The sequence below is a fragment of the Anaerostipes caccae L1-92 genome, from assembly GCF_014467075.1.
In the GTDB taxonomy this organism is placed as follows: Bacteria; Bacillota; Clostridia; order Lachnospirales; family Lachnospiraceae; genus Anaerostipes; species Anaerostipes caccae.
This window is the reverse complement of record NZ_AP023027.1, coordinates 2,202,965-2,228,996: the sequence shown is the minus strand read 5'-3', so window position 1 is coordinate 2,228,996 and position 26,032 is coordinate 2,202,965. Positions and strand designations below refer to the sequence as shown.

Here is a 26,032-nt window from a genome sequence, read left to right as displayed (position 1 = left end):
AGAATATGAGACGAAAAGCACAAGCGTTTGGCATCCTGGCAGTGTTTGCGACTGTGATGACTCTTACAGGATGTGCAGACAAAAAATCAGATAATGTAAAGCGGATCGGAATTCTGCAGCTGGTAGAACACGATGCGTTAAATGACGCCAGAAAAGGATTTGTTGACGGCCTGAAAGAAGACGGATACGTGGACGGCAAAAATATTGAGATTCAGTATAAAAACGCCCAGAATGATCAGTCCAACTGTCAGACCATCGCTTCCCAGTTTGTCGGGAACCGGAGTGATCTGGTGCTGGCCATTGCAACACCGGCTGCACAGGCCATGGCTACGGAGACGAAGGATATTCCGATCCTTGCCACGGCAGTGACAGACCACCAGGCTGCCAAGCTGGTAAAGGATAATAAAAAACCGGGTACAAATGTGTCGGGAACTTCTGACATGGCCCCGGTGAAAGAACAGATAGGGCTGATCAAAAAGCTGGTGCCGGAGGCAAAAAAGGCGGCGTTTCTCTATTGCTCTGCGGAAGCAAATTCTGTGCTTCAGGTAAAACAGGCCCGTTTGGCGGCTGAGGCACAGGGCTTTGAGACGATGGATGCCACAGTGTCGGAATCCAGTGAGATCCGGCAGGTTGTGGAGTCTTTAAAAGGCCGGGCAGACGTTATCTATGTGCCGACGGACAATATCATTTCCGCCAGCATGAATACTGTCAGCATGGTGGCCAATGAGGCTAAGATCCCGGTGATCGTTGGAGAGGAAGCTCTCTGTACAGGAGGCGGGCTTGCAACATACGGCATCAATTATTACCGGCTCGGAAAGCAGACCGCGAAACAGGCGGAAGAGATACTGGAAGGCAGGAAAAAGATTTCTGAACTGCCGGTAGGATATCAGGATCAGTATGATCTGATCATCAATGAAGACCAGGTGAAAAAACTGGGGATTCGGGTTCCGGATGAACTGAAAAAAACAGCCAAGTTCGTTAAAACACAGAATAAGAGCAAATAGAGAACTGCTCCGGGAGACCGGGGCAGTTTTTTGTTTCATAGGAAAGTTCTGCGACCTGCCCTATGAAACAAAAAACGCTCCGCGGGCTGTACACAGATGCGTAAGGAAATCATTTGACTGCATCAAATTGCATCTGGTACGCGAAGTTACCAAGCCCCTCAAAGATTGAGGGGTTGGAGAGTTCAAGCGGCTTGCCCACTTTGTTATCTGCTTGACAATGAGGAACGGCAGTGCTATAATTTAGCACATAAAAGCGTTGAAGTGATGACGCAACAACAAGGACGGAGGACAGAGTTATGAGATTAAAGAAGTTTATGGCAGTGGGGCTTGCAGCCGTGATGAGTGCAGCGGTACTCTCCGGATGCGGAGGAAGTGACAAGAAAGACGAGGCAAAAAAGGAACAAAAGAAGATCGGCGTTGTGCAGCTTACCGAGCACGCAGCTTTAGATGCGGCTTACAAAGGCTTTAAAGAAGGCCTTGAGGATGCCGGATATAAAGACGGAGATAAGATCAAGATTGAATATAAGAATGCTCAGAATGAGCAGTCAAATTGTCAGACCATCGCATCTCAGTTTGTCAATGACAAGTGTGATCTGGTTCTGGCGATTGCCACACCTGCGGCTCAGGCGATGGCGAATGAGTCAAAGGATATTCCGATTCTGGTGACAGCCGTAACAGATCCGGCTGCATCAAAACTTGTAAAGAGCAATGAGGAGCCAGGCAACAACGTTTCCGGAACTTCAGACCTGACACCAGTGAAAAAGCAGATGGAACTGTTAAAACAGATGCTTCCGAAAACAAAGAAAGTAGCTATGTTATACTGTTCAGCAGAAGCAAACTCAAAGATCCAGGTCGCTATGGCGAAGAAAGAAGCAAAGAAGTTAGGATTTGAGACCATGGATGCTACTGTATCCGAATCCAGCGAGATTCGTCAGGTAGTGGAATCCCTGAAAGGGAAAGCGGATGCCATCTATGCGCCGACAGACAATCTGATCGCAGCCGGAATGAATACCGTGTCTATGGTAGCCAACGAAGCCAAGATTCCTGTTATCGTGGGAGAAGAAGGTATGTGCACCGGCGGAGGCCTTGCTACATACGGAATCAACTACTACGAACTTGGAAAACAGACCGCTGCGCAGGCAGTCAAGATCTTAGAGGGCAAAGCAGAGACAAAGACAATGCCAATCGAATATCAGAGCAATGCTGACTTGATCATCAACAAAGATACCGTAAAGAAGCTGGGAATCAAGGTTCCGAAAGATTTAGAGAAAAAAGCCAAGATGGTGACAACGATCACAGAAAAGAAAAAATAAATCTACCGTAATAAATGATAGGTATATAAGCTGTCTTCTTTCATGGAGTGAAAGAAGACAGCTTTTTTCTTCCGGAGAATTAGTCCGCCTTTTAAGAAAGAAAATAGCAGTTATATACATGGACAGCTTTCTCAGAACTTCACTGGTGCAAAGTCTTAAATCGTGGTATAATAAATTCTCGTGGACAGTAAAGTAAGAAAAGGAGAAGAAGAATGGATTTAGCAGTAAACATGCAGAGTGCGATTGCCCAGGGTACACTGTGGGGAATCATGGCGCTTGGTGTCTATATTACATTCAGGATATTGGATATTCCGGATTTGTCCTGTGAAGGTACGTTTGCCCTTGGGGGATGCATCAGCGCAGTTATGATCGTAAAAGGAGTGAACCCTTTTGCATCTCTTGTCATCGCATTGGCGGCGGGAATGGCGGCAGGAGCAGTCACCGGATTTTTACATACGAAATTAAAAATCCCTGCGATTTTAGCCGGTATTCTGACAATGATCGCCCTGTATTCGGTCAATATCCGTATCATGGGACAGCCAAACACATCACTGCTGGGAGAGGATACCGTATTCACCCAGGCTATTGATGCACTGAAACTGGATCAGACGATGGCTACTCTGCTCGTTGGAGCAGTGATCAGTATTTTTGTGGTGCTGTGCATCTACTGGTTCTGCGGCACAGAGATCGGATGTGCCCTGAGGGCGACCGGAAACAATGAATATATGGTCAGGGCTTTGGGGGCTAATACGAATACATCAAAAGTCATCGGCCTTGTCATTTCCAACGGAATGATCTCCGTCTCAGGTGCTCTGGTCGGACAGAGCCAGGGATATGGTGATATTAAGATGGGGACCGGAGCCATTGTCATCGGTCTGGCATCCATCGTGATCGGAGAAGTAATCTTTGGAAAACGGTTTAATTTCATGTATATACTGGCTTCTGTCGTGTTTGGCTCTGTCATTTACCGCATGATCATTTCACTGGTGCTGTATATGGGACTCAGCACAGACGATATGAAGCTGTTTACGGCATTAGTCGTAGCGTTAGCTCTGGGTATCCCGGCGATCAAGTCCAGATACTCCCAGAAAAGAATTCCTGGAAAAGGAGGGAACACCGCATGTTAAACATCATCGATGTGCACAAGACATTTAATAAAGGCACGGTCAATGAAAAGAAGGCGCTGGACGGGATCGATCTTCACCTGAATCCGGGGGATTTTGTGACTGTGATCGGAGGCAACGGGGCAGGCAAGTCAACGATGCTGAACATGATCGCAGGCGTATATCCCATTGACCAGGGAACTATCCTTCTGGACGGCAAAGACATTTCGGACCTGCCGGAGCACAAACGGGCCTATATGCTTGGGCGTGTGTTCCAGGACCCTATGATGGGAACCGCAGCCGGCATGGAAATTCAGGAGAATATGGCCATGGCTCACCGCCGTGGGAAGAACCGCGGCCTGCGCTGGGGCATTACAAAGAGCGAGAAAAAGATGTATAAAGAAAAGCTGGCGATGCTGGACTTGGGACTGGAGGATCGTCTTACCTCAAAGGTAGGCCTTTTGTCCGGAGGACAGAGACAGGCCCTGACACTGCTAATGGCTACGCTGAACAAGCCGAGTCTTTTGCTCTTAGACGAGCACACGGCGGCTCTGGACCCGAAGACGGCGAAAAAGGTATTGGAACTTACGGAGAAGATCATCGCAAGAGACAGTCTGACCGCTATGATGGTAACTCATAACATGAAAGATGCCATACGCATCGGAAACCGTCTGATCATGATGAACAGCGGCAGGATCATCTATGATGTTTCAGGGGAAGAAAAGAAGAACCTGAAAGTCGCCGATCTTCTGCAGAAGTTTGAGGAAACCAGCGGAGAAGATTTTGCCAACGACAGAATGTTATTATCATAAGAGAAAGGAAGAACCATGAGCGATTACAAAATTGAGACAAAATGTATCCAATCCGGATGGGAGCCGAAAAAAGGGGAACCGAGGGTGGTGCCGGTCTATCAGAGCACTACATTTAAATATGACACAAGTGACCAGATGGGACGCCTTTTTGACCTGGAGGATGCGGGATATTTCTATACGAGACTCCAGAATCCTACCAACGACGCGGTGGCGGCAAAGATCTGTGATCTGGAAGGCGGAGTGGCGGCAATGCTCACTTCTTCCGGACAGGCGGCCAACTTTTATGCCATCATGAACATCGCGGAAGCGGGAGATCATATCATCTGTACAACGGCTCTGTATGGGGGGACCTATAATCTGTTTGCACATACCTTAAGGAAGATGGGTGTGGAAGCAACGTTTGTAGATCCGGAGGTCAGCGAAGAAGATTTAAATGCGGCGTTCAGAGACAATACAAAGGCCGTGTTCGGAGAGACGATCTCAAATCCTTCTTTAGTCGTTCTTGATTTTGAAAAGTTTGCAAAAGCGGCTCACGGACACGGAGTTCCACTGATTGTTGACAATACATTTGCGACACCGATCAACTGCCGCCCGTTTGAGTGGGGTGCCGATATCGTTACCCATTCCACAACAAAGTATATGGACGGCCATGCAGTATGTGTGGGAGGAGCCATCGTCGACAGCGGAAACTTTGACTGGGATGCACAGGGTGATAAGTTTGCATGCCTTACCCAGCCGGATGAAACGTACCATGGCGTGGTTTATACAGAAAAGTTTGGTAAAGGAGCCTATATTACAAAGGCAACGGTCCAGCTGATGCGGGATCTGGGTTCTATCCAGTCGCCTCAGAACGCATTTTACTTGAACATCGGTCTGGAGACTCTGCACTTAAGAGTGGCAAGGCACTGTGAGAATGCAAAGGCTGTTGCTGCATGGCTCAGGGACAACGATAAAGTCGCATGGGTACACTGTCCGATGCTGGAAGGTGATGAGGCTTATGAGAGAGCACAGAAATATATGCCAAACGGAGCCTGCGGAGTTATTACGTTTGGCCTGAAAGGCGGCCGTGAGGCATCCATCCAGATGATGGACAGCTTAAAGCTGGTAGCCATCGTAACACATGTGGCAGATTCCAGAAGCTGTGTGCTGCATCCTGCCAGTCATACCCACCGTCAGATGAATGACCAGGAACTTTTGGAGGCGGGAGTACAGCCGGACCTGATCCGTTTCAGCGTGGGAATCGAAAATGCTGAGGATATCATCGCAGACCTTGACCAGGCGCTGAGCCAGGTGAAATAAATACGAAATATATTATAGTGCCCGGAACTTTCTGAAAGGAATTTTCCGGGCATTATTTATATGTTTAATTTCTGAGAGACAGAAAGGCATACAGCATCTAAAAGTAATCGAAAGAACACATCAAAGAGACATAAATTTATTTGCCCGCATTGCCCAAAATAGATATGATATGCTTTCTTTGGACAAAGTAATAAGTTTTATTATAAAGGAGATTATATGGATATTTGGGCAAATACAGTATTGACAGATAAGGGGAGAGCATTACAGTTAAAACTTTTGCAGGGGCAGACATTGCAAATTAACAGAGCGGTAACAGGGGCGGGCAAGGTCCCGGAAGTGAATCTTCGCCAACAAACAAATGTTACAGAAGGGGGATATGAGATTAATTTGCAGCCTGTAAGAATAGAAGGGGAAAAATTAATTATTCCGGTGATGCTTGAAAATTTAGGACTGCAGCAAAGCTATAATTTGTGGCAGGTTGGATTCTATGCCGAAGATCCGGATGAAGGAGAAATTTTATTCTGTCTTGCTCAGGCATCTCATGAGAAATATATTCCTTCAGCGTTAGAAAGTCCCGGATTTTCTCTGTCATGGGATTTTTGTTTTCAGATTTCGGATACAACTCCAGTTGAAATATTATTGGATCCGAATGGTCTTGTGAATATTGAAGCTTATAGGATACATACAGCAGAAATCAATAAAATTACTGAAACTTTAAGTAATGTAGATTCTGTATTAGATCAAAAAGCAGACTGTACTGATATAGAGATCCAGGCAGAAAGGGTTGCTAATCTTGTATCTTTTGCTACGGCATGTCTTGAAGCTGATAAGATATTGACGCAGACGGCATCCAAGCTGAATTTAACAAGAGGCGCAGACAGATATGGAAATTTAGATTTTTATAATCAGGGAATCCGCTGTCTGAAAGACGGTTATATCATTGTTTCTGCACAAGTCCGCTGTAACAGTAACTTTAATGATGGGGATACAATCACAATAAGAGTGTATCGAAATGCAGTGGACAGCGGTTATTCTCAAAATCGGATGTCAGGTAACAGCTACAATGTAATTCATTTTTCTCCACTGGTTATTAAGGTTCTTGCAGGTGATACGATTTATCTCTATGCAGATAACGGATCGGGCAGCCGCGGCACTGTTTCCAATACTTTTACGAGGATGACAGTGCTGCATTTTTGTGTCTGATAAAAAAATAATAACAGGTATCAGATATTATGCAGTTGGGGATATTGAACTTATGGGGGTAAATATCAATGTGCGGACGTTTTTTTATTGATGAACAATCTATACGTAAGGCAGAAAATCTTGTAAAAATGATCGATCTGAGCCTGGCAGGCAGAAGAGAAATCTTTCCGTCACAAAAGGCGCCGGTTATCTTTAAACAGGGAGAAGAGTATGCAGAAGAACTTTTCAGCTGGGGATTTTCCCGCTTTGACAAAAAGGGGCTGATGATCAATGCACGGTCTGAGACCGCTTTGGAGCGGAAAATGTTCAGAAAAAGCCTGTTGGAGCGCCGATGCCTTATTCCGGCGGCAGGATTTTATGAATGGGACAGGGAGAAAAATAAAATTGCTTTTTTTAAAGAGACATCTCCGGTCATATTTATGGCCGGCTTTTACAAACCGGATCAAGACAGCAGCAGATTTGTCATATTGACAACCCAAGCAAACCGATCGGTCAGGGGGATACATGAACGGATGCCCATGATAATTGAAGAAAGACACATCGAGGATTGGTTCGGTAATGAGACGTTTGAACATCTGCTGCATATCGAACCTGAGAGCTTATCCCATGTAGCAGCGGAAGCAAAAAATTAGAAAATCCCAGGACACTGTTTGTCCTGGGATAAACTTTATTCTGAGATCTTAAGACCAGCTTTCTCGGCTAACTTCAGAACTGATTCCCTGGATACTTTCTTTCCTTTGTAATCAATGAGATCCTCCATCTCCCCGGTAAAGATGTCTGCCGGCTGATACTTCTTAAGCAGAATTGTATCCTCATCTACAAAAATCTCCAGGGGATCTTTATCTCCCACACCTAAATTTCTCCTCAGTTCGATTGGTAAGGTAATACGCCCCAATTCATCGAGTTTTCTCACAACACCTGTACATTTCATTTACGACTCCTCCTATGTATTTTGGTGCTTTTATTATAAAATATCTACGAAATATTTCCAATGGAAAATAATACAAGCAGGACAAAGGGCGGAAATACAGCAATAAATTATTGAAACTTCATAAATCAAAAAAACCGAAACACCGCATAAATACGATGTTCCGGCTGTATGACCCCAACGAGAATTGAACTCGTGATTCGACCTTGAGAGGGTCGCGTCTTAACCTCTTGACCATGGGGCCGTTTTGCTGTCACCTTTATCTATTATATAGGTTTTTTAGAAAAAGTAAAGACAAAATTTAAAATTCTTTGTATATTTTTTCAAACATAGAAGAATCGTAATGCTAAGGTGCTTTTTCCATTTTTAAATTTGTGCTATATTATACAGAAAGCAAAAGAAGAACAGACAGTATAGAAGAGGGTGCAGTGCGATGTTAAAAGAACAGCAGGCAATGCTGGAACTGGTTTTTAATTTAGTAAGAGGAAACACAGAACATATAAGCAAAGTAAATTTTATTCCGCAGAAGCCGTCATTTTACAGTATGCCTGAGTCAGGACAGAAGCTGCCCAGGTCGGTGCCTGAGGAGCAGGGGATCGATTCGGATCAGGTCAGGGGATTGATGGAAGACCTCTTGAGTCTTTCTAAAGTGGATATTCATCAGGTGATGATATTAAGACATGGATATGTAATCGGGGAATGTCATTACGCGCCGTATCCGGAAAATCTCTGGCATATTACCCATTCCCTGTGCAAGAGCATCACCGGAATGGCGATTGGCATGCTGATCGAAGAAGGCGGTTTAAGGCTTGATGATAAGATTCTGGGGATCTTCGACAAAAGTGTATTTTCTATCAGAGGATTTCAGCAGAGGAATCTTACAGTGGAACATCTGCTGACCATGACCAGCCGGGTGGCATTCAACGAAAAAGGTGCCGTGGCCTGTAATGACTGGGTACAGGGCTTTCTGGATTCGCCGGTAAACGGCCCGGCGGGCTTGGAATTTGAATATAACAGTATGAACACCTATATGCTGTCCGCTATTGTGACGGAAATAACCGGACAATCTCTGATGGAGTATTTGAAGCCCAGGCTGTTTGAACCCCTCGGCATAACCAGGATCTTTTGGGAGAGCTGTCCCAAAGGCATCACGAAAGGAGGATGGGGGTTATTTCTCTGTCCGGAAGATGCGGCAAAGATCGGACAGCTTTGTCTTCAAAAAGGAGTATGGAATGGGCGGCAGCTTATACCACGGAGATGGATTGATGAGGCGTCCACATGTCATGTGGAAACCCCGAAGCAGTTCGGGGAGTATGGCTACGGCTATCAAATGTGGATGGCAGGCCGTCCGGGGAGCTATGCCTTTAACGGCATGCTGGGACAGAATGTCATGGTATATCCTGATTTGGATATGGTCATTGTCACCAATGCGGGAAGCAATGAACTATTCCACACATCCCTGCTCCTAGACACAGTGGCCAAATATTTTGAAGGCGGGTTCACTCCCGGGGAAAAGTTAAAGAAAAACCGGCGGGCTTATGATAAACTCTTAAAATTTCAGAATAGGACAGGACTCTATGATACCAGATTTCCGGCGGTCTCTTACCGCGGGCTGAAAAAAATTCTCTGGAACGGAAGTGAATCCTATAAGAGAAGAAAACTGATTCTTGGAGTTAAAGGCAGGTTTTTTAAGCTGAAAAAGCAGCATGTAGGACTTTTTCCATTGATCATGCAGGTGTTTCACAACAACTATACGGACGGAATCAGCGAGGCAGGTTTTTTTACAAAAGACCGTAAATTTTATTTTTGTTTCCGGGAAGGAGAAAAACCTTATTGTCTGGAAGTGGGGTGGAAGGAAGCCAGGATCACGGAGATGGATATGCACGGAGAGTCTTATTTGGTAGCTGTAAAAGGACAGGCAGCTTTTGATGAGGACGGATATACCGTGCTGAAACTGAAAATTTCCTTTATCGAGGAGGCGTCGTCTCGTCTGCTTAAGATCCGCTTTATCGGTGAAAACATAGAAATGCTGTGGAATGAGTGTCCGGGAAAAGACCTTCTTATGACCGGACTTGATTCCGTAATGACCGGTGGGACCAGCAGTTTTCTCTTAGACAGTCTGATGGAAAAGGACACAATCGGTCTGATGGATCTTCTGATGGATCAGACGGTCTGCCCTAAAGTATTGGGAGAAGAAGACCATGAGGCAGGAGAGAGATTCCTTAGAGAGGTTCCAATTTCTTTTACTTTATAGTATGATAAAACATAATGTGTAATTTTTAAGAGGGAAAGAATCAGACTGACTGAAAAGAAGGAGTAAGATTTATGGAGTTTAAATTAGACGTGCATTCTCACACGATTGCCAGCGGACATGCATTTGGAACCGTCAGCGAGATGGCGGCTGCTGCAGCGGAGAGCGGTTTTGAACTGTTTGGGATCACGGAACATGCCAAAGGGATTCCGGGAACCTGTACAGACATTTATTTTAAAAACTTAAGAGTACTGCCGAGGCAGCTGTACGGCATCGAGATGATGTTTGGGTCAGAAATCAATATTATCGATTATAACGGAAGACTCAGCCTTGATAATGAATTGATGAAGGAATTTTTAGATATCAGAATTGCGGGAATCCATGAACTTTGTTATAAAATAGGAGATGAGGAACAGAATACTGCCGCATACTTAGGAGCTATGAAGCATCCTCTGGTGGATATCATAAGCCATCCCGACGACGGCAGGATTCCGATCAATTATGAAGCACTGGTTTTGGGTGCAAAAGAGACAAAAACACTGTTAGAGGTCAACAACAGTTCCCTTTGCCCCGAAAGCTTCCGGGTCAATGCCAGAGAAAACTATTTTGTGATGCTGGATCTGTGCAGGAAGCATAATGTTCCTGTGATTGTCAACAGCGATGCGCATACTCCATATGCGGTAGGTGACCTGAATGAAGCAAAAGCCCTGCTTTCAGAAGTTGATTTTCCGGAAGAACTGGTGGTGAACCGCTCTGTTAAGGCGTTTAAAGAAGCTCTGAGCAATAAAAGAAACTAAGAAGAAAACCCTGCGTAAATTTTTTTTGCGCAGGGTTTTTTATTTCATAAGAAAGTTCGTCCCATGGAATAAAAACGCTCTGCGGGTTGTACACAGATGCGTAAGGAAATCATTTGACAACTTTGTTCTTAGAAAAGTATTAATGCCAGAATGACCGTTATGATACCGGAAATCCCTATGGAGATGCCGCTCATGGCTCCTTCGATTTCACCCAGTTCCACTGCTTTGGAAGTTCCGACGGCATGGCTGCATGTTCCGATGGAGACACCGGCGGCAGCAGGATCTTTGACTTTAAACATTTTGATCAGCAGAGGGCTGATCACGGCTCCTAGAATTCCGGTGATAACAACTGCAGCCACCGTGATGGACGGAATGCCGGAAAGCTGACTGCTGATTTCTATGGCGATCGGGGTTGTGACGGATTTTGGAATCAGGGAGGCCGTCAGATGTTCATTGAAACCAAAGAGACGGCAGAGGACACAGACACTCAACATAGATGTCACAGAACCTACAAAACAGCTCACGAGGATTGGCAGCCAGTGCTTCTTCAGCAGATCAAATTCCCGGTAGATGGAGAGAGCTAATGATGCGGTGGCCGGAGCCAGGAACATGGAGATGACAGCACCTCCGCTGTTATAATCCTCAAGAGGTATGGAAAATATCTTCAAAAACAAAATGATGAATGCAATGGAGAGCAGAAGAGGATTCAGCGCAGAAACTTTTGTTTTTCTCTGCAGGATACGGAATCCTTCATAGACACAGAGAGAAAGCGCGATTGGAAACATTGGATTAGCAGTCAGTTCTTTCATAGTCATTTCCTTTCTTTTGCAGGGCGAAGATGAGCCTCATAGATAACGAAGTAGTAAAAAATGTGAGGACGGTTGTGACCAGGCAGATCAGGAGAAACGGTATGATCCGGCCCTGTAACAGCTGGTATTTTTCCATAATGCCGATTCCGGCGGGGAGAAAGAAAAAGGCCATGTGATGGAGAAGGAAATCGCAGATATCCTGGATCTGATGCTCTTTTACAATTTTTGAGAGCAGAAGGAGCAGGAGCAGGAACATGCTCATGATACTTCCCGGAAACGCAAACGGAAGCAGCTTAGCCAGCCCTTCCCCGGCCAGACAGACGAAGAAAAGGAAGCTCATTTGTAATAAGTGTCTCATGTTATTTATCCTTTCTAAGTAAGTAATATACGATATCTTTGCAGTACTGAAAGAGGTCACCGGGGTTGGAGCAGAAAGTCTCATCCGGACAAAACCTGGTATAACAGTTTTCCGGAACCGGCTTTAAAACTGCAGACCGGTCTACAAAGGCGGCCATGGATACAGGGATTACAATGTCTTCCAGAGGAAGATAACGGTAATCCTTTATATTTTTATGGTAGTGCTTCAGCTGGCCGTGTATCAGGGGACATTGAAGGTTTGCTTCTGCCCCGGAGATCTCAAGCCGATGTCCTGATTTCTTAAAAGAAAGTGGCACCGGAGTATTGAAAGGGAGAGAAAGGCGGACAGAAAAAGTATGTTCCGACAGGCTGTGTTCTTCCACTGAAAAATGGCCGCCGGCCAAAGGCTCAAAGATCAGCAGGGACTGGATCCGGGAAAGAGATAAGATGTCCTCTTTATTATGCTGCAAAATCATAGATTTTAATTCCGGATCCTTTGTTTTTATGTAGTCCTGATAAACTTTGATCAGCTGCCGTCCCGATATGCGGTCCGTTCTTTGAATCCCCAGGAATTCTTCCACTGATTTTTGTTTGAGATTTTTTAATGGGAGGAGGTGCCTGAAGGAACGGAGATTTTTATAAAGATCAATGCAGCGTTTGCTATCTAAGGAATATGGAAGACCAAACTCCTCACACTTTTTTTTCAAAAAGGGAAGATCAAAGGTCCCACCGTTATAAGTGACGATGACGTCATAAGAATCCGCACAGCTTAAAAATGAGGTGAGGATTTGTTTTTGTTCCAATCCGGATTCATTAAACCACTGCCTGGGCTCCCGGCCTTTCTCACAGCATCCGATGACGGAGAGGGCAGAAGTTTCCGGTGAAAGTCCCGTAGTCTCGATATCCAGATATAAAAGATTTTCTTTTGTTTCCATCGTCTCGTCTCCTTTCCAAAACTGCTGTCCTTCATTATAGTTCCTGTATGAATTTTTTTCAATCCCTAACCACAGGTGTGAGATTTATGTTATAATGACTTCAAAACGTCGCAAGGAGGATATGGAGTGATTTCATATATTAAGGGCATTTTAGTTTCCATGACGCCTGGGGGAGCGGTGGTAGAGAATAACGGCATAGGATATGATATCATGATGCCGGCCGGACAGGAGTTTCCGGGAGGCATCGGACAGGAAGTCAGGATCTATACCCACATGCATGTGAGGGAAGACGATATAAGCCTTTTCGGATTCCGGACAAAGGAGGAGCTGGAAGCGTTTGAACTTCTGATCGGAGTCAGCGGCATCGGTCCTAAGGTGGGACTATCCGTTTTGTCGACCCTGTCTGTCTATGAATTAAAGATTGCGGTGATGAGCGATGATTCCAAGACGATTTCAAAGACTCCGGGGCTTGGACCGAAGGGAGCCAAGAAACTGATTCTGGAACTCAGAGACAAACTGGACTTTGAAGAATTTGAGCAGGCTGAACCGATGGACTTTGCAGGAGATTTACCGGCAGAAGATTCTGTGGCTGTTACGGCACAGGGGCTTGTAAGCCTTGGCTACTCCAGGTCTGAAGCGATGATGGCCATTAAGAAAGTAGAAAATGCAGCAGAGTACAGCCCTGAGCAGTTACTGAAAAAGGCGCTGACAAAGCTGATATAGAGGAACATTATGTTGGATAGAATGATTTCCACGGAACTGGTGGAAGAAGACATTACAATAGAAAATAATCTAAGACCTCAGAACCTGGACGATTACATCGGACAGGAAAAGGTAAAGCAGAATCTGAGAATTTTCATCGAGGCGGCAAAGAGCAGAGGCGAGTCCCTGGACCATGTTCTTCTTTACGGACCGCCGGGACTTGGAAAGACTACGCTGGCGGGCATCGTCGCCAATGAGATGGAAGTACACTTAAAGGTCACAAGCGGACCTGCCATTGAAAAGCCCGGGGAAATAGCTGCGCTGCTTAACAATCTCCAGGAAGGGGACGTGCTGTTTATCGACGAGATCCACCGGCTGAACCGTCAGGTGGAAGAAGTGTTGTACCCTGCCATGGAAGATTTCGCCATCGATATCCTGGTGGGGAAAGGACAGGCCGCCAGGTCTATCCGGCTGGAACTTCCGAAATTTACTTTAGTGGGTGCCACGACCAGGGCAGGGATGCTGACGGCTCCGTTAAGAGACCGTTTTGGTGTCGTCAACCGGCTGAATTTTTATGAGACAGAGGAACTCATGACCATTGTCATTAATTCAGCGGCGGTGCTAGGCATTCCGATTGAAGAAGAAGGAGCGAGGGAGATTGCCAGAAGATCCAGGGGGACACCGAGGCTGGCCAACCGCCTTTTAAAGAGGGTCAGAGATTTCGCGGAAGTAAAGTACGATGGAGTCATTACAAAAGAAGTGGCGATGTCTGCCTTAAACCATTTGGAGGTAGATACCCTGGGACTCGACCAGATTGACCGGACTCTGCTCAAGACGATGATCGAGGTCTTTCACGGCAGTCCGGTAGGACTCGACACACTGGCTGCAGCCGTAGGTGAAGATTCCGGAACCATCGAGGATGTCTATGAGCCGTATTTGATTCAAAACGGACTGATCCAGAGGACGCCGAGAGGACGAATTGTCACCGGCGCTGCCTATCAGCATTTTGGACTGCCAATCCCGGAATAGGAGGGCTTACTTATGAAGAAAAACGTCGTAGAAGTAGTCATAGACGGAAAATTATATTATCTTGGCGGAGAAGAACCAGAAGAGTTTATGCACCAGATCGCATCTTATCTGAACGCAAAGATCCGCGACCTGAAAGCTTCGGAGCATTATCTGAAGCTGCCGCCGGACATGCAGAGTTTTCATCTGGCACTGAGTGTGGCCGATGAATATATGTGCATGAAAAATACACTGGAGAAAAGCCGGGAAGACATGGAATTACAGGATACGGAATTGTACCGTATGAAAAATGAACTGGTAGAACTCCAGATCAAGAATGAATCACTGGAAAAACAGCTGACAGAGTACCGGGAAAGGATTCGGGTACTGGAAGAGGCATCAGTTGCAAAAAAGGAACGGTAATCATATGAAGTCAACAGAAGTACTGGCCCCCGCAGGCTCTCCCGAGAGCCTGAAGGCTGCCGTCTTAAACGGAGCGGACGCCGTCTATCTGGGCGGGAGCTGCTATGGGGCGAGAGCTTATGCAGATAATTTTGATCAGAAACAGCTGTTGTGGGCTATAGATTATGCTCATCTTTTTGGCCGGAAGGTTTATCTGGCAGTCAATACCCTGATGAAGCAGGAGGAGATTTCGGGACTTGCAGGGTTTTTAGAACCTTATTATGAGAGGGGGCTGGACGCGGTCATTGTTCAGGACTTAGGAGCCGTGAGTGTAATCCGCCGCTGCTTTCCCGGCATGGAGATCCACGCCAGCACGCAGATGACCGTGACCGGCATCCATGGGGCGAGATTGGTAAAAGAGCTTGGAGGAAGCAGAGTCGTCCCTGCCAGAGAGCTTTCGCTTACAGAAATTCAAAAGATAAAAAAAGATACAGGGCTGGATATGGAGTGTTTTGTCCATGGAGCCCTTTGTTATTGTTATTCCGGACAATGCCTGATGAGCAGCTTGCTGGGAGGCAGGAGCGGCAACCGGGGACGCTGTGCCGGAACCTGCCGTCTGCCCTTTGATTTGTATGAGAACGGCACAAAGTTAAACCAAAGAGGACAGAATTACCTGCTCAGTCCAAAGGATCTCTGCACAATCAGGGAACTGCCTGAACTGATCGGACACGGCGTAGATTCACTGAAGATCGAGGGCAGGATGAAACAGCCGGAGTACGTGGGAACTGTCACGAGGATTTACAGAAAATATGTGGATCTGTATGAAAGCGGACAGCTGTATCAGGTAGATGAAGAAGATGAGAAGGAACTGCTGGAACTATTTAACCGGGGCGGATTTACGTCCGGCTACTATAAAAAGCATAACGGCAGGGATATGATGTCGTTATACAGGCCGAATCATCAGGGGATTTTCGTTGGGAAAGTCCAGTCTGTTCAGGGCCGGCATATTATGTTTCAGGCAGCAGAGGATCTGGGAAAAGGAGATGTGCTGGAGATTTCCCTGGAAAGAGGAGAAAAGGTGGAGCTTACCAGCCCGGATATCTGGAAAAAGGGGGACAAAGTCTGCTTAAACGGACAGAAGCTGAAACATTTGAAACCGGGCATGCGTATCTTCCGGACGAAGAACCAGTCCTTAAAGGACAGGGCGGCAGAGAGTCTGAAAAAGAAATCGAAAGAAAATATTAAGGGAAAAATTATAATTTCTCCTGGAAAGTGTGCTAAACTTTTGATAACTTCAGGAGAACTGGAAGTGGAGGTCCCGGGTGCCTTGGCAGAACCGGCCAGGAAACGTCCCCTCTCCAAAGAGGATATCATAAAGCAGATAACCAAAACCGGAGAGAGTGATTTTATCTTTACAGAGCTTGAGGCAGAAATCCATGGAGATATCTTTCTCCCGGTAGCGGCATTGAAGCAGCTGAGAAGAGATGCCTTTGAAAAACTTACAGAGGAGATCCTGAAAAAAAGCCGCAGGAAACCAGCCGCATATTTAATTCCTGATTTGCAGGTAAAACCAGAGATACATGGAATTGAAACTCCCGCTTTAACCGTTTCACTGGAAGACCGGTCGCTGCTTCCTGAAGTCCTCACATGGGACAGAGCAGAGAAGATCTATCTGTCTCTTTATGAAGCGGCGGAGGAACCGGAGATTTTATCACGGTGCAGAAGGGCAGGAAAGCAGGTCACGGTTATGCTGCCTCAGATTGTGAGGGAACCGGAGCTTCGGTTCTTGGAACAGTCCTGGGAGCTGCTGTCCGGTCCGGATGTGGATGAAATCTGCGTCCGCAGTTTAGAGGAACTCATATGGCTCAGAGAAAAGCAATGCAGGAAGAATGTACTGGCCGATTATATGGTCTATTGTTACAACCGGGAGGCATACCGGACGCTGAAACAGATATATGGACAGGATATCCGCATGACAATGCCTGCGGAACTGAATTTTGACGAACTGAGGGACCTGTCGTATACAGATGCAGATTTTCTGTTTTACGGACATCTGCCCCTCATGGTTTCGGCGCAGTGCCAGAGAAAAAACAGCACAGGCTGTGACCGGAAGAACTCCTGGATGACATTAAAAGACCGGTATGGAAAAGATTTTTATGTCAAAAATCAATGTAAAGGATGTTTTAATGAAATCTATAACGGAGAGCCTCTGTGGCTTGGATCTGAGATCCGAAAAGTCCGCAGGCTGGCCCCGGGGAATCTGCGCCTTCATTTCACGAAAGAGACAAGAGAGGAAGCTTCTGCAGTCTACAGGGCTTCCTGTGAAATACTTGAGGGAAAGCCGGCAGAGCTTCCATTCCCGAATTTTACAAAAGGACACTTTAAGAGAGGAATATTATAGGTGGTAATATGATTCAAATCATTGCAGTGGCTGCGAAATACCTGATACTGATCATGTGTCTGGTCTATACATTTTCTTGTTTTACCATGTTCCGGCCGAAAAATAAAAAACGGCAGGAGGCACTGCTTGACAATCAGGTCATTTATATGTTTATATTTTTGTTTCTGTGCAATCTGGTCTTGTTTTTAAAGACACTGGAACTGAAAGTTCTGATATTTTTTGCGGCACAGATCGTATTTTTTGAAATCGTCATGATCTTATATCCGAAAATTTATAAGAGGTCATCCAGGCTTCTGATCAACAATATGTGTTTTCTTTTGGGAACCGGATTTGTGATTCTCACAAGGCTTTCTTTTGAACTGGCCATGAAGCAGTTTGCCATTGTAGCCATCGGAGTGCTTGTCACAGGACTGATTCCCCTGATGATGCACAAACTGTCGTTCTGGAGTAAGCTGGGATGGGTCTATGCCATCGGCGGCTTTGCGCTGCTTTCCTCCGTATTTGTTTTCGGGGTCATGAAAAATGGTGCTTATAACTGGGTCCAGTTCGGAAGCCTGGCATTCCAGCCGTCTGAATTTGTCAAGATCATCTTTGTGTTTTTTGCTGCGGCTATGCTGAGCAAGGCAAAAGAATTCAGGGATCTGGTAAAGATCACGGTGATCGCAGGTCTCTATGTTCTGGTTCTTGTGGTGGAAAAGGATCTGGGAGGAGCGCTCCTCTATTTTATGATCTATCTGATGATGCTGTACGTTGCGACTGCCAAGCCGAGTTATCTTCTGGGCGGATTGGGGGCAGGAGCCTTTGCGGCAGTGATCGCCTATCATTTATTCTCTCATGTACAGGTCCGGGTAGCTGTTTGGCAGGACCCGTTTTCCATGATCGAGGGGAGAGGCGCACAGGTATGCCAGTCTCTGTTTGCCATCGGCACCGGCGGCTGGTTTGGGATGGGCCTTACCCAGGGAAGGCCGTTTGATATCCCGGTCCGGGAATCAGATTTTATTTTTTCCGTGATCAGTGAGGAATTCGGTGTGATCTTCGGGATCTGTCTGATCTTCGTACTGATCAGCTGTTTTATCTTGTTCATGGACATTTCCACCAGAAGCCGTACACTGTTCAACAAGCTGCTTTGTCTTGGCTTTGGTGTTTGTTTTATTTTTCAGGTGTTTTTAAGTATCGGCGGAGTGACCAAGTTCATACCGTCCACAGGTGTTACCATCCCTCTTGTAAGCTACGGGGGAACATCGGTGCTGAGTACTTTGATTATTTTAAGTGTCATTCAGGGACTGCACATGTTAGCAAATAGTGAGGAAGAAGAAAATGAGCTTATTCAAACGCAGAAAGAAAGCGGAAACGGAGATACCAAAGAAATCTCCCTCTCCAAAAACAGAACGAAGCGCGGGAAGAAAGAAAAAGCACGCCAATAGACAGATCCTTCAGATTACATATATCTTTGTGGGACTGTTTCTTGTGCTGATCGGTTATATCATACATTTTGTCGTCAGAGACAGTCAGAATGTAATCACCGATTCCCATAATTTAAGACTTCAGGAATTAGAGAAATATGTGGTGAGAGGAAAAATCATCAGTGCAAACGGAAAAGTCCTGGCCCAGACCGTCAGCGATGGAGACAGCGAGACAAGGGATTATCCGTATGGACGGATGTTCGCCCATGTGGTAGGGTACAACGCCAAAGGAAAATCCGGCCTGGAATCCAAATGTAATTTTGATCTGCTGAAATCCAATGCAAATCTTTTATCCCAGATCGAGAGTAATCTGAAAGGGGAAAAGAGCATCGGGGACAATGTTTACACTACGCTTGATACAAGGGTACAAAAGGCAGCGTATGATGCGCTGAGCGGAGAAAAAGGAGCGGTGGTGGCCATGGACCCGGAAACCGGAAAAGTCATCGCCATGGTTTCAAAACCGGATTTCCGTCCGGCTCTGGTAAAGGAAAACTGGAAAGAACTGAATACGGATGAAGATGCACTTTTGATCAACAGGGCCACACAGGGGCTGTATCCTCCGGGGTCTACCTTTAAGGTGATCACTGCCCTGGAGTTTATGAGAGAACACAAAGATTATAAAAACTTTACCTATCACTGTACCGGATCTACGACTATCAACAATGTAAAAATCCGCTGCTATGGGGGAACCGCCCATGGAACTGTGGATCTGGAAGGAGCAGTGGAAAAATCGTGCAATACCGCTTTTGTCCATATGGCTTCCCAGCTGAATAAAGGTAAATTTGCTTCCCTCGCAGAGGATATGATGTTTAACTCCAGAATTCCGATTAACCTGGCAGCGGTATCCAGCCGGTTTACATTTGACGGAAGTTCCAAAGACAGTCAGGTTCCCCAGATCGCAATAGGACAGGGAAGTACACTGATTACGCCGCTTCAGAATGCGGCAGTCATGAGTACTATCGCCAATGACGGAGTCATGATGGAGCCCTATCTTGTGGACAAGGTGAAAAATGTAAACGGAGGGGTGATCAAAGAGACGAAGGCGAAAGAGACCGCCAGCCCGCTCAGCGCCGAAGAGTGTAAAAAACTCAGAAAAATGCTCAGGAAAGTTGTGACAAACGGAACGGGTACATCAGCCTACTCTTCAAGATATAAAGTCTATGGAAAAACCGGCTCTGCCGAGTATAACGATGATAAGGATTCACACGCATGGTTTATCGGCTGTGCGGAGCATAACGGCAGAAAGATCGTCGTAAGCGTGATCGTGGAAGGCGGCGGATCCGGAGGCCGCGTGGCAGCTCCGATTGCAAAAAATGTCTTTGACGCTTATTTCAGGTAAGGAATGGGAAAGCAAAATCCAATGTTGAAATGCATATCCATTAACGTTATAATAATTTCTAGAGAGACCCAAAATAGCGTTGAGGCAGGATGATTGGAGGCCGCGATGACAGAGGCAACAAGCTGTGGAGGTGTCGTAATTTACAGAGGGAAGATATTGCTGTTGTACAAAAGTTATAAGAACAGATATGACGGCTGGGTACTTCCGAAAGGTACAGTTGAAAAAGGGGAAACGCACGAACAAACCGCTTTGCGTGAAGTAAAAGAAGAGACAGATGCCAATGCCCGAATTATCAAATATGTCGGAAAGAGCGAGTATTCCTTTTACTCTTTCCATGAGCAGATCGTAAAAAGCGTTCACTGGTATTTGATGGAGGCAGAAGGGTATCATTCAAAACCGCAGAAAGAAGAGTTTTTCGTTGACTCTGGGTACTACAAATTTCACGAAGCCTACCACTTGTTAAAGTTCCCGAATGAAAAAGAGATTTTAAAGGAAGCATACGAAGAATACAAAAAGCTAAAATCCAAAAATCAATGGGGAATCAGGCAAAGAAGATGAAAAAAGAATTGTAGATGGGTAAATCCATTTACAGTTCTTTTTTTTGTAATAAATCGGCTTGTTCCTTATTAAACTGTAACATAAGAGGTGAAAGGTTTATTTTATGAAAAAAGCAGCAATTTTTATTCTTTCGTTACTGTTATGCATTTCATCCGGAACCATGGTGTGTGCCACAGAACCGGAAACATTGCTTACAGTGGCTCAGGACGGAGAAGGGCTTGACTTGACTGCAAAATCTGCAGTTGTGATGGAGGCGGGGAGCGGCACCATACTGTATCAAAAGGACAAAGACATGAAACTGCCTCCGGCCAGTGTGACAAAAGTCATGTCTCTTCTTTTGATCTTTGAAGAACTGGACAAAGGAAATCTTAAGTATTCAGATAAAGTGACAGTCAGCGAGCACGCGGCTTCGATGGGAGGGTCCCAGGTGTTCTTAGAACCTGGAGAAAGCCAGACGGTGGACACGATGCTTAAATGTATCGTGATCTCCAGTGCCAACGATGCGGTTGTATCCATGGCGGAACATATCGCGGGAAGCGAGGGCGCTTTTGTAAAGCGGATGAATGAAAAGGCGAAGCAGCTTGGCATGAAAAATACCACATTTAAAAACAGCTGCGGACTGGATATCAAAGGACATGAGACTTCAGCCTATGATATTGCCCTGATGTCAAGAGAACTGACGACAAAACACCCGGATATTTTTAAATATACAAAAATATGGATGGACAAATTTACCCATGAGACGAAAAAGGGAACGAAGGAATTCGGTCTGAGCAATACAAATAAACTGTTAAAGCAGTATAACGGATGTACCGGCCTGAAGACAGGAAGCACCAGCACCGCAAAGTTCTGTCTGAGTGCCACGGCTACGAGAAACGGGGTCAGTCTGATTGCTGTTGTCATGGCCAGCGACGATTCCAAGACAAGGGTGAAAGATGCCAGTGCTTTGCTGGACTATGGATTTTCTCACTGCCAGGTCATGGAGGACCACACGAAAGCAAAGGATATCGGAAAGATTGCGGTGACAAAAGGAAAGAAAGAGACCGTCTCCTATCAAGAGGATATTCCTGCGAAGATTGTCCTGGTGAAGGGCAGTAAAAATGATGTGAAGAAGCAGATCCGTATCGGCCAGGTGAAAGCCCCTGTGAAAAAGGGTCAGGTATTGGGATATATTATATATAAAAGAGGAGATGAAGTCCTTCTGAAAAAACCGGTAAAAGCCACAGAGAGCGTAGAGAAAATGAACTTCCTTACCAGTCTGACACGATTGGCTGAGCGATATTTTTAAGTGAAAGTTAACAAAAATAGTAGATTATCATTTCTTGATAAGTTATAATAAAATACCTCAGATATAAACATTCTATAAACAAATCTGAATAATATATAAAGTATAATTTCCGTTTATTTCATAAATAAGACACTTCTTTTCATCGGCATGGAAAAAGACAGAATTAAATTTCTTCAGCATTGACTTTATAATGAAATCATCAAGTAAACAAGTCACATGTTAGGAGGATTATTTATGAGCGAATCATGGTTGGGCCTTGAAGGCAAGACAGTCATCGTAACCGGCGGGGCATCCGGAATCGGGAAAGCAGTTGCCCAGGAATTTTTAAATGTCGGGTGCAATGTGGTTGTTTCCGACATGGCGCCGGAAGCGCCGGAGTTTGACACTGCAGCCGGCAGGTTCCATTACGTGAAGACCGACGTAACCAGTGCAGAAGATGTGGATGCTATGGTAAAAGAAGTGGTGGACACATTCGGAACCGTAGATGTACTGGTGAACAACGCAGGGATCAATATTCCGAGACTCCTGGTAGACCCGAAAGAGCCGAAAGGACAGTATGAACTGGACGAAGCAGTCTGGGATAAAGTGTGCGGCGTCAACTTAAAGGGAGTGTTCTTCTGTGCACAGGCAGTGGGCAGAATCCTTGTGGAAAAAGGAGAAGGGGTCATCATCAACATGTCTTCAGAGAGCGGACTGGAAGGCTCCGAGGGACAGAGCGTGTACGCGGCGACAAAGAACGCAGTGAATTCCCTGACCAGAAGCTGGGCAAAAGAATTAGGGAAACAGGGAGTGCGCGTAGTAGGCGTGGCACCGGGCATCATGGAAGCGACAGGATTAAGAACGTTAGCGTATGAATCAGCGCTGGCGTATACAAGAGGGATCACAGTGGATGATTTAAGAGCGGGTTACAGCAAGACATCCACAACACCGCTCGGAAGATCTGGAAAACTCTCCGAAGTGGCAGATATGTGTGTCTATCTGGCAAGCCAGAGATCTTCTTATGTACATGGTGTGACCATCAATGTAGCCGGCGGAAAAACAAGAGGTTAGGCTCCATACGGAGAAAAGGTGGTATTAGGTAAGCTTATGAAACTTTTTAATGATGAAAACAGAATGGCTGCTCTGTTGAGGAACGTGGAGGTACAGGATTCCTCCGACGTAGAACGCATTGCGGCGAAGCTCAGCGTTTCCACAAAGACTGTGCGGAACGATGTAAAAGAGCTGAACTGCCTGATGGGCGGATATGCAGTCATCAGCAATAAAAAAGGACAGTATAAGCTTATTGTATTCGATCAGAAGGGTTATGAGGAGATTCGAGATAAGATCTACGAACAGGAAGAATATTTTAATTCCCCTCAGACAAGGATGGCGTATATTTTCTGGCAGCTGATGGATGCCAAAAAGCCGTATCTGATCGATGACCTGTCGGAGGAGATGAAGGTAGGGAGAACGACAACCGTCGGAGATTTAAATCGTATCCGGGAACAGATAAAAAAGTATGATCTGACAGTGGAAGGAAAGGCAAACACAGGGCTCTCCCTTTGCGGGGAAGAGATTAAGATCCGCCTGTTTCTTCTGGAAAATGTCTATGAGCAGATTTATCTCAACTATCCGCTGGGCAGCCGGTTAAGGCAGCTTTTGTATGATATGCAGACAGAATATTCTCTGGATGCCTTGGGATTCGGACAATTTTTCAGGGCATTTGTAGTCATGATCGACCGCCTTGGGAACGGACATACGATTGAATCTCTGGACCACAGGTATCTGGAGCTTTATGACAGCAAAGTATACGAGATTGCGGACGAATTTGCGGACAAAGTGGAAGAGGCTGTTCCGTTCAAAATACCAAAACCAGAGAGGATCTTCCTCTGTCTGCCTATTGCAGGGATGAGGACTCCTGTTAATACGGAAGGGATAGAGAACTATATCCAGATTTCAGAAGAGGCGGCAGATCTGATTATTGAGATTTTAGACCGCATCCGGGATGAGATCGGTGTTACAGTGATCGTAAATGAACTGTTTGATGATTTTGTCTATCATGTATTTTTTATGATCAACCGGCTGAAATATGGATTTCATATCCGGAATGCTTTGGTGGAAGAAGTAAAAGATGAATACTCCGTTGCCTACACGATGGCCGGCATAGCCAAAGATGTCATCGAAACGAGGACCGGAGTCGAGGTGACGAAGGACGAGCTGGGGTTTCTGGCAATGTATTTCGGCGTGTTTCTTTTAGAACAGGCGCCGGAACAGAAGCAGTACAGAATTGCCATTGTATGCGGCTCAGGAAAGATCATCGGAAGACTGATCGCCAGCCAGCTGAAAAATATTTTTGAGGTGGAACCGGCTATCGATTATTATTTTAATGGAGATTTTGAGGCGGAAAAAGAAGATTCCTACGACTTGATTATTACGACAACAAATTTAAAGACAAAAGGGCCGACACCGATTATTGATATTGATGAGGTGTTCGACAAGAATCTGCTGAAAAGTAAAGTAGAAAGTGTAAAAAATATGGCGGAGATGGGAATACCGATTCGCCGGGGAATTGATTCAGTGTTCCTGAACATGCTGGACGAGGAACGGTTCTTTGTGCTTAGGCCGGAACTTGGCTATGAAGAGAATGTGGACATGATGACCGAAGAACTGTATAAACAGGGACTTGTGGACGAAGGCTTTGAGGAGAGAATCCGCATTCGGGAACAGGAATCGACAATGATATTTGAAAAAAATATTGCTTTTCCTCATACGACGAATAAACTGCAGAAGCTGACCCTTGCCTTCGGTGTATTTCCGGAAGAAGAGAAGGCAAAGGGAGAGGACGAAGTTCAGCTGGTGTTTTTGCTGGCCATCCCGGAAGAAATGAAAAATGATTCCGTGCTGATTCAGCTCTATGACAACATGCTGGCGATCGCCCATGAGCCAGACGTGGTGAAGAAGCTTCGGCAGATGAAGAGTTACAGGGAATTACTTCTGTATTTTGTGGAAGAGAACAATATTTTTAAATAAGGTTAAGGAGGATGCGTATGTCATACTATTTATTGATTGCAGGAGCGCTGCTGACGGCATTTATACTGCAGTTTCTGTTTTCAATGGTTCAGATGAAGGGCTTTAACGTCCACTACGGAAGAATGAGAAAAATCGGAAGAGTGGCAATCGGAAAAAGCAAAGGCGGTTTTCATGCCGGAGCTATGGTGATGTTTGCAATTGATAAACGTGGCATGATCAAAGAAGGATGTTTCATGCGGGGATTTACAATCTTTGCACGATTTAAGAAGTTTGATGATTTCAACGGAAAGAATGTGGGACTGATTACGAAAGAAGACTGCAAAGGCATGGAATATTCTTTGAGACGATCCGTTTTGAATGCAGCCTCCAACTACAACACGATCATGGACGGAGGCGAAGTAGTGGAGACGCCGGGACTCTTGACGAGAATTGCGGACATGCTTCTCGGCAAATCCAGAAAAGCCTGCAAATAGGAAGGAGAAATATATATGAACGTTATTGTAAAATTTGCGTCAGGATTTATGGGATTATTTGACACTGGTGCCCAGACTTTTATCGGATGGGTGTCAGGAATTGTACCGAAAGTATTACTGTTACTTATTTTAATGAACACCATCATCGCATTGGTTGGACAGGACAGGATCAACAAATTTGCGAAGGTGTGCTCTAAAAATGTTATTTTGGCTTATGGGGTGCTGCCATTTATCGCGGCATTCATGTTAGGTAACCCAATGGCGTTTTCTATGGGTAAATTCCTGCCGGAACGCCAGAAACCAAGCTACTATGCATCAGCAGCTTATCACTGCCACACAAACAGCGGTATTTTCCCGCATATCAACCCGGGTGAAATCTTCATCTACATGGGAATTGCAGCTGGAATCCAGAAACTCGGCTTAAACGAAACAGACCTTGCACTTCGTTATCTGTTAGTCGGTCTTGTCATGAACTTCTTTGCCGGATGGGTAACTGACTTTACGACAAAGATCGTTATGAAACAGCAGGGAATCGAACTGAGCAACGAGATTAAGTTAGAGGATCAATAAAGAGAGAAAAG

At 45.5% G+C, this 26,032-nt stretch carries 25 protein-coding genes and 1 tRNA gene; 21 read left to right on the top strand and 5 right to left on the bottom strand.

Features of this window, described 5'->3' with window-relative positions:
- Positions 1-5: 5 nt before the first annotated feature.
- The 7 genes from ANCC_RS10905 (at position 6) to ANCC_RS10875 (ending at position 7,366) form a co-directional block, all read left to right on the top strand.
- On the top strand, positions 6-1,004 hold the full coding sequence (locus ANCC_RS10905) for an ABC transporter substrate-binding protein (RefSeq protein WP_156340474.1): 999 nt from the start codon (positions 6-8) through the stop codon (positions 1,002-1,004).
- Between the two features lie 296 nt (positions 1,005-1,300).
- A complete protein-coding gene (locus ANCC_RS10900; protein WP_006565804.1) occupies positions 1,301-2,317 on the top strand; it encodes an ABC transporter substrate-binding protein in 1,017 nt (338 codons plus the stop codon).
- 212 nt (positions 2,318-2,529) lie between these two features.
- A complete protein-coding gene (locus ANCC_RS10895) occupies positions 2,530-3,444 on the top strand; it encodes an ABC transporter permease (RefSeq protein ID WP_006565803.1) in 915 nt (304 codons plus the stop codon).
- Positions 3,438-4,232, top strand: a complete 795-nt coding sequence (locus tag ANCC_RS10890) for an ABC transporter ATP-binding protein (RefSeq protein ID WP_006565802.1) — start codon at positions 3,438-3,440, stop codon at positions 4,230-4,232. The genes ANCC_RS10895 and ANCC_RS10890 overlap by 7 nt, the downstream gene beginning before the upstream one ends.
- A gap of 15 nt (positions 4,233-4,247) precedes the next feature.
- Positions 4,248-5,531, top strand: coding sequence for an O-acetylhomoserine aminocarboxypropyltransferase/cysteine synthase family protein (locus ANCC_RS10885; protein WP_006565801.1), 1,284 nt, complete (start codon positions 4,248-4,250; stop codon positions 5,529-5,531).
- Between the two features lie 216 nt (positions 5,532-5,747).
- Positions 5,748-6,734 carry a hypothetical protein gene (locus ANCC_RS17670; RefSeq protein WP_233458299.1) on the top strand — a complete coding sequence of 329 codons (987 nt, stop codon included), beginning with the start codon at positions 5,748-5,750 and terminating at the stop codon, positions 6,732-6,734.
- Between the two features lie 68 nt (positions 6,735-6,802).
- Positions 6,803-7,366, top strand: a complete 564-nt coding sequence (locus ANCC_RS10875) for an SOS response-associated peptidase (RefSeq protein ID WP_006565798.1) — start codon at positions 6,803-6,805, stop codon at positions 7,364-7,366.
- A 35-nt stretch (positions 7,367-7,401) separates the two neighbouring features.
- Here ANCC_RS10875 and ANCC_RS10870 read toward each other — a convergent pair whose 3' ends face one another.
- Together ANCC_RS10870 and ANCC_RS10865 are read right to left on the bottom strand one after the other, a co-directional pair.
- Positions 7,402-7,665 carry an AbrB/MazE/SpoVT family DNA-binding domain-containing protein gene (locus tag ANCC_RS10870; protein ID WP_006565797.1) on the bottom strand — a complete coding sequence of 88 codons (264 nt, stop codon included), beginning with the start codon at positions 7,663-7,665 and terminating at the stop codon, positions 7,402-7,404.
- A gap of 169 nt (positions 7,666-7,834) precedes the next feature.
- Positions 7,835-7,906, bottom strand: a tRNA-Glu gene (locus ANCC_RS10865).
- 189 nt (positions 7,907-8,095) lie between these two features.
- On the opposite strand from ANCC_RS10865, the gene ANCC_RS10860 reads away from it, so the two are divergent.
- Together ANCC_RS10860 and ANCC_RS10855 are read left to right on the top strand one after the other, a co-directional pair.
- Positions 8,096-9,916: a serine hydrolase domain-containing protein gene (locus ANCC_RS10860; protein WP_006565796.1), complete on the top strand. Its 1,821-nt coding sequence runs from the start codon at positions 8,096-8,098 to the stop codon at positions 9,914-9,916.
- Between the two features lie 71 nt (positions 9,917-9,987).
- Complete coding sequence (locus ANCC_RS10855; RefSeq protein WP_006565795.1) at positions 9,988-10,710, top strand: phosphatase; 723 nt, start codon at positions 9,988-9,990, stop codon at positions 10,708-10,710.
- 128 nt (positions 10,711-10,838) lie between these two features.
- Here the strand turns inward: ANCC_RS10855 and ANCC_RS10850 are convergent, their stop codons facing one another.
- From ANCC_RS10850 to ANCC_RS10840, 3 genes are read right to left on the bottom strand one after another with little or no spacing between them, the layout of a single operon-like run.
- Positions 10,839-11,519 (bottom strand): LrgB family protein, encoded by a 681-nt coding sequence (locus tag ANCC_RS10850; protein WP_006565794.1) that lies wholly within the window; start codon positions 11,517-11,519, stop codon positions 10,839-10,841.
- Positions 11,500-11,877, bottom strand: coding sequence for a CidA/LrgA family protein (locus ANCC_RS10845; RefSeq protein ID WP_006565793.1), 378 nt, complete (start codon positions 11,875-11,877; stop codon positions 11,500-11,502). The genes ANCC_RS10850 and ANCC_RS10845 overlap by 20 nt, the downstream gene beginning before the upstream one ends.
- Before the next feature lies 1 nt (position 11,878).
- Positions 11,879-12,811 carry a ribonuclease H-like domain-containing protein gene (locus tag ANCC_RS10840; RefSeq protein WP_006565792.1) on the bottom strand — a complete coding sequence of 311 codons (933 nt, stop codon included), beginning with the start codon at positions 12,809-12,811 and terminating at the stop codon, positions 11,879-11,881.
- Positions 12,812-12,937: 126 nt separating this feature from the next.
- On the opposite strand from ANCC_RS10840, the gene ruvA reads away from it, so the two are divergent.
- The 12 genes from ruvA to srlA all read left to right on the top strand — a co-directional run bounded on the left by ruvA (position 12,938) and on the right by srlA (position 26,021).
- Positions 12,938-13,534 (top strand): Holliday junction branch migration protein RuvA, encoded by a 597-nt coding sequence (ruvA, locus tag ANCC_RS10835; protein WP_009290538.1) that lies wholly within the window; start codon positions 12,938-12,940, stop codon positions 13,532-13,534.
- Between the two features lie 9 nt (positions 13,535-13,543).
- Positions 13,544-14,542, top strand: a complete 999-nt coding sequence (gene ruvB / locus ANCC_RS10830) for a Holliday junction branch migration DNA helicase RuvB (RefSeq protein WP_006565790.1) — start codon at positions 13,544-13,546, stop codon at positions 14,540-14,542.
- Positions 14,543-14,554: 12 nt separating this feature from the next.
- The gene (locus ANCC_RS10825) at positions 14,555-14,941 is read left to right on the top strand and encodes a cell division protein ZapA (RefSeq protein WP_006565789.1); all 387 of its coding nucleotides are present in this window, start codon (positions 14,555-14,557) and stop codon (positions 14,939-14,941) included.
- 4 nt (positions 14,942-14,945) lie between these two features.
- The gene (locus ANCC_RS10820) at positions 14,946-17,321 is read left to right on the top strand and encodes a U32 family peptidase (RefSeq protein WP_006565788.1); all 2,376 of its coding nucleotides are present in this window, start codon (positions 14,946-14,948) and stop codon (positions 17,319-17,321) included.
- Positions 17,322-17,329: 8 nt separating this feature from the next.
- Positions 17,330-18,745: an FtsW/RodA/SpoVE family cell cycle protein gene (locus tag ANCC_RS10815; RefSeq protein ID WP_006565787.1), complete on the top strand. Its 1,416-nt coding sequence runs from the start codon at positions 17,330-17,332 to the stop codon at positions 18,743-18,745.
- Positions 18,639-20,123, top strand: coding sequence for a peptidoglycan D,D-transpeptidase FtsI family protein (locus ANCC_RS10810; protein WP_233458300.1), 1,485 nt, complete (start codon positions 18,639-18,641; stop codon positions 20,121-20,123). Before ANCC_RS10815 ends, ANCC_RS10810 begins: the two co-directional genes overlap by 107 nt.
- A gap of 105 nt (positions 20,124-20,228) precedes the next feature.
- Positions 20,229-20,681, top strand: coding sequence for an NUDIX hydrolase (locus tag ANCC_RS10805; RefSeq protein WP_006565785.1), 453 nt, complete (start codon positions 20,229-20,231; stop codon positions 20,679-20,681).
- Positions 20,682-20,784: 103 nt separating this feature from the next.
- Complete coding sequence (locus ANCC_RS10800) at positions 20,785-21,969, top strand: D-alanyl-D-alanine carboxypeptidase family protein (RefSeq protein ID WP_006565784.1); 1,185 nt, start codon at positions 20,785-20,787, stop codon at positions 21,967-21,969.
- Between the two features lie 234 nt (positions 21,970-22,203).
- A complete protein-coding gene (locus tag ANCC_RS10795) occupies positions 22,204-23,019 on the top strand; it encodes an SDR family oxidoreductase (protein ID WP_009290544.1) in 816 nt (271 codons plus the stop codon).
- A 36-nt stretch (positions 23,020-23,055) separates the two neighbouring features.
- Entirely contained in the window at positions 23,056-24,978 is a 1,923-nt protein-coding gene (locus tag ANCC_RS10790; RefSeq protein WP_006565782.1) for a BglG family transcription antiterminator, read from the top strand.
- 17 nt (positions 24,979-24,995) lie between these two features.
- Entirely contained in the window at positions 24,996-25,451 is a 456-nt protein-coding gene (locus tag ANCC_RS10785) for a transcriptional regulator GutM (RefSeq protein WP_009290546.1), read from the top strand.
- Positions 25,452-25,466: 15 nt separating this feature from the next.
- Positions 25,467-26,021: a PTS glucitol/sorbitol transporter subunit IIC gene (gene srlA / locus ANCC_RS10780; RefSeq protein WP_006565780.1), complete on the top strand. Its 555-nt coding sequence runs from the start codon at positions 25,467-25,469 to the stop codon at positions 26,019-26,021.
- The last annotated feature ends 11 nt before the right edge of the window (positions 26,022-26,032 follow it).

Excerpts from the sequence above, each read along its gene's own strand:
- ANCC_RS10790 (WP_006565782.1), top strand. The coding sequence starts at position 23,056 with ATGAAACTTTTTAATGATGAAAACAGAATGGCTGCTCTGTTGAGGAAC.
- ANCC_RS10785 (WP_009290546.1), top strand. The coding sequence starts at position 24,996 with ATGTCATACTATTTATTGATTGCAGGAGCGCTGCTGACGGCATTTATA.
- srlA (WP_006565780.1), top strand. The coding sequence starts at position 25,467 with ATGAACGTTATTGTAAAATTTGCGTCAGGATTTATGGGATTATTTGAC.
- ANCC_RS10900 (WP_006565804.1), top strand. The coding sequence starts at position 1,301 with ATGAGATTAAAGAAGTTTATGGCAGTGGGGCTTGCAGCCGTGATGAGT.
- ANCC_RS10860 (WP_006565796.1), top strand. The coding sequence starts at position 8,096 with ATGTTAAAAGAACAGCAGGCAATGCTGGAACTGGTTTTTAATTTAGTA.
- ANCC_RS10825 (WP_006565789.1), top strand. The coding sequence starts at position 14,555 with ATGAAGAAAAACGTCGTAGAAGTAGTCATAGACGGAAAATTATATTAT.
- ANCC_RS10840 (WP_006565792.1), bottom strand. The coding sequence starts at position 12,811 with ATGGAAACAAAAGAAAATCTTTTATATCTGGATATCGAGACTACGGGA.
- ANCC_RS10810 (WP_233458300.1), top strand. The coding sequence starts at position 18,639 with ATGAGCTTATTCAAACGCAGAAAGAAAGCGGAAACGGAGATACCAAAG.
- ANCC_RS17670 (WP_233458299.1), top strand. The coding sequence starts at position 5,748 with ATGGATATTTGGGCAAATACAGTATTGACAGATAAGGGGAGAGCATTA.
- ANCC_RS10870 (WP_006565797.1), bottom strand. The coding sequence starts at position 7,665 with ATGAAATGTACAGGTGTTGTGAGAAAACTCGATGAATTGGGGCGTATT.
- ANCC_RS10890 (WP_006565802.1), top strand. The coding sequence starts at position 3,438 with ATGTTAAACATCATCGATGTGCACAAGACATTTAATAAAGGCACGGTC.
- ANCC_RS10895 (WP_006565803.1), top strand. The coding sequence starts at position 2,530 with ATGGATTTAGCAGTAAACATGCAGAGTGCGATTGCCCAGGGTACACTG.
- ANCC_RS10795 (WP_009290544.1), top strand. The coding sequence starts at position 22,204 with ATGAGCGAATCATGGTTGGGCCTTGAAGGCAAGACAGTCATCGTAACC.
- ANCC_RS10845 (WP_006565793.1), bottom strand. The coding sequence starts at position 11,877 with ATGAGACACTTATTACAAATGAGCTTCCTTTTCTTCGTCTGTCTGGCC.
- ANCC_RS10875 (WP_006565798.1), top strand. The coding sequence starts at position 6,803 with ATGTGCGGACGTTTTTTTATTGATGAACAATCTATACGTAAGGCAGAA.
- ANCC_RS10850 (WP_006565794.1), bottom strand. The coding sequence starts at position 11,519 with ATGAAAGAACTGACTGCTAATCCAATGTTTCCAATCGCGCTTTCTCTC.
- ANCC_RS10855 (WP_006565795.1), top strand. The coding sequence starts at position 9,988 with ATGGAGTTTAAATTAGACGTGCATTCTCACACGATTGCCAGCGGACAT.
- ANCC_RS10805 (WP_006565785.1), top strand. The coding sequence starts at position 20,229 with ATGACAGAGGCAACAAGCTGTGGAGGTGTCGTAATTTACAGAGGGAAG.
- ruvB (WP_006565790.1), top strand. The coding sequence starts at position 13,544 with ATGTTGGATAGAATGATTTCCACGGAACTGGTGGAAGAAGACATTACA.
- ANCC_RS10820 (WP_006565788.1), top strand. The coding sequence starts at position 14,946 with ATGAAGTCAACAGAAGTACTGGCCCCCGCAGGCTCTCCCGAGAGCCTG.
- ANCC_RS10815 (WP_006565787.1), top strand. The coding sequence starts at position 17,330 with ATGATTCAAATCATTGCAGTGGCTGCGAAATACCTGATACTGATCATG.
- ANCC_RS10885 (WP_006565801.1), top strand. The coding sequence starts at position 4,248 with ATGAGCGATTACAAAATTGAGACAAAATGTATCCAATCCGGATGGGAG.
- ANCC_RS10800 (WP_006565784.1), top strand. The coding sequence starts at position 20,785 with ATGAAAAAAGCAGCAATTTTTATTCTTTCGTTACTGTTATGCATTTCA.
- ANCC_RS10905 (WP_156340474.1), top strand. The coding sequence starts at position 6 with ATGAGACGAAAAGCACAAGCGTTTGGCATCCTGGCAGTGTTTGCGACT.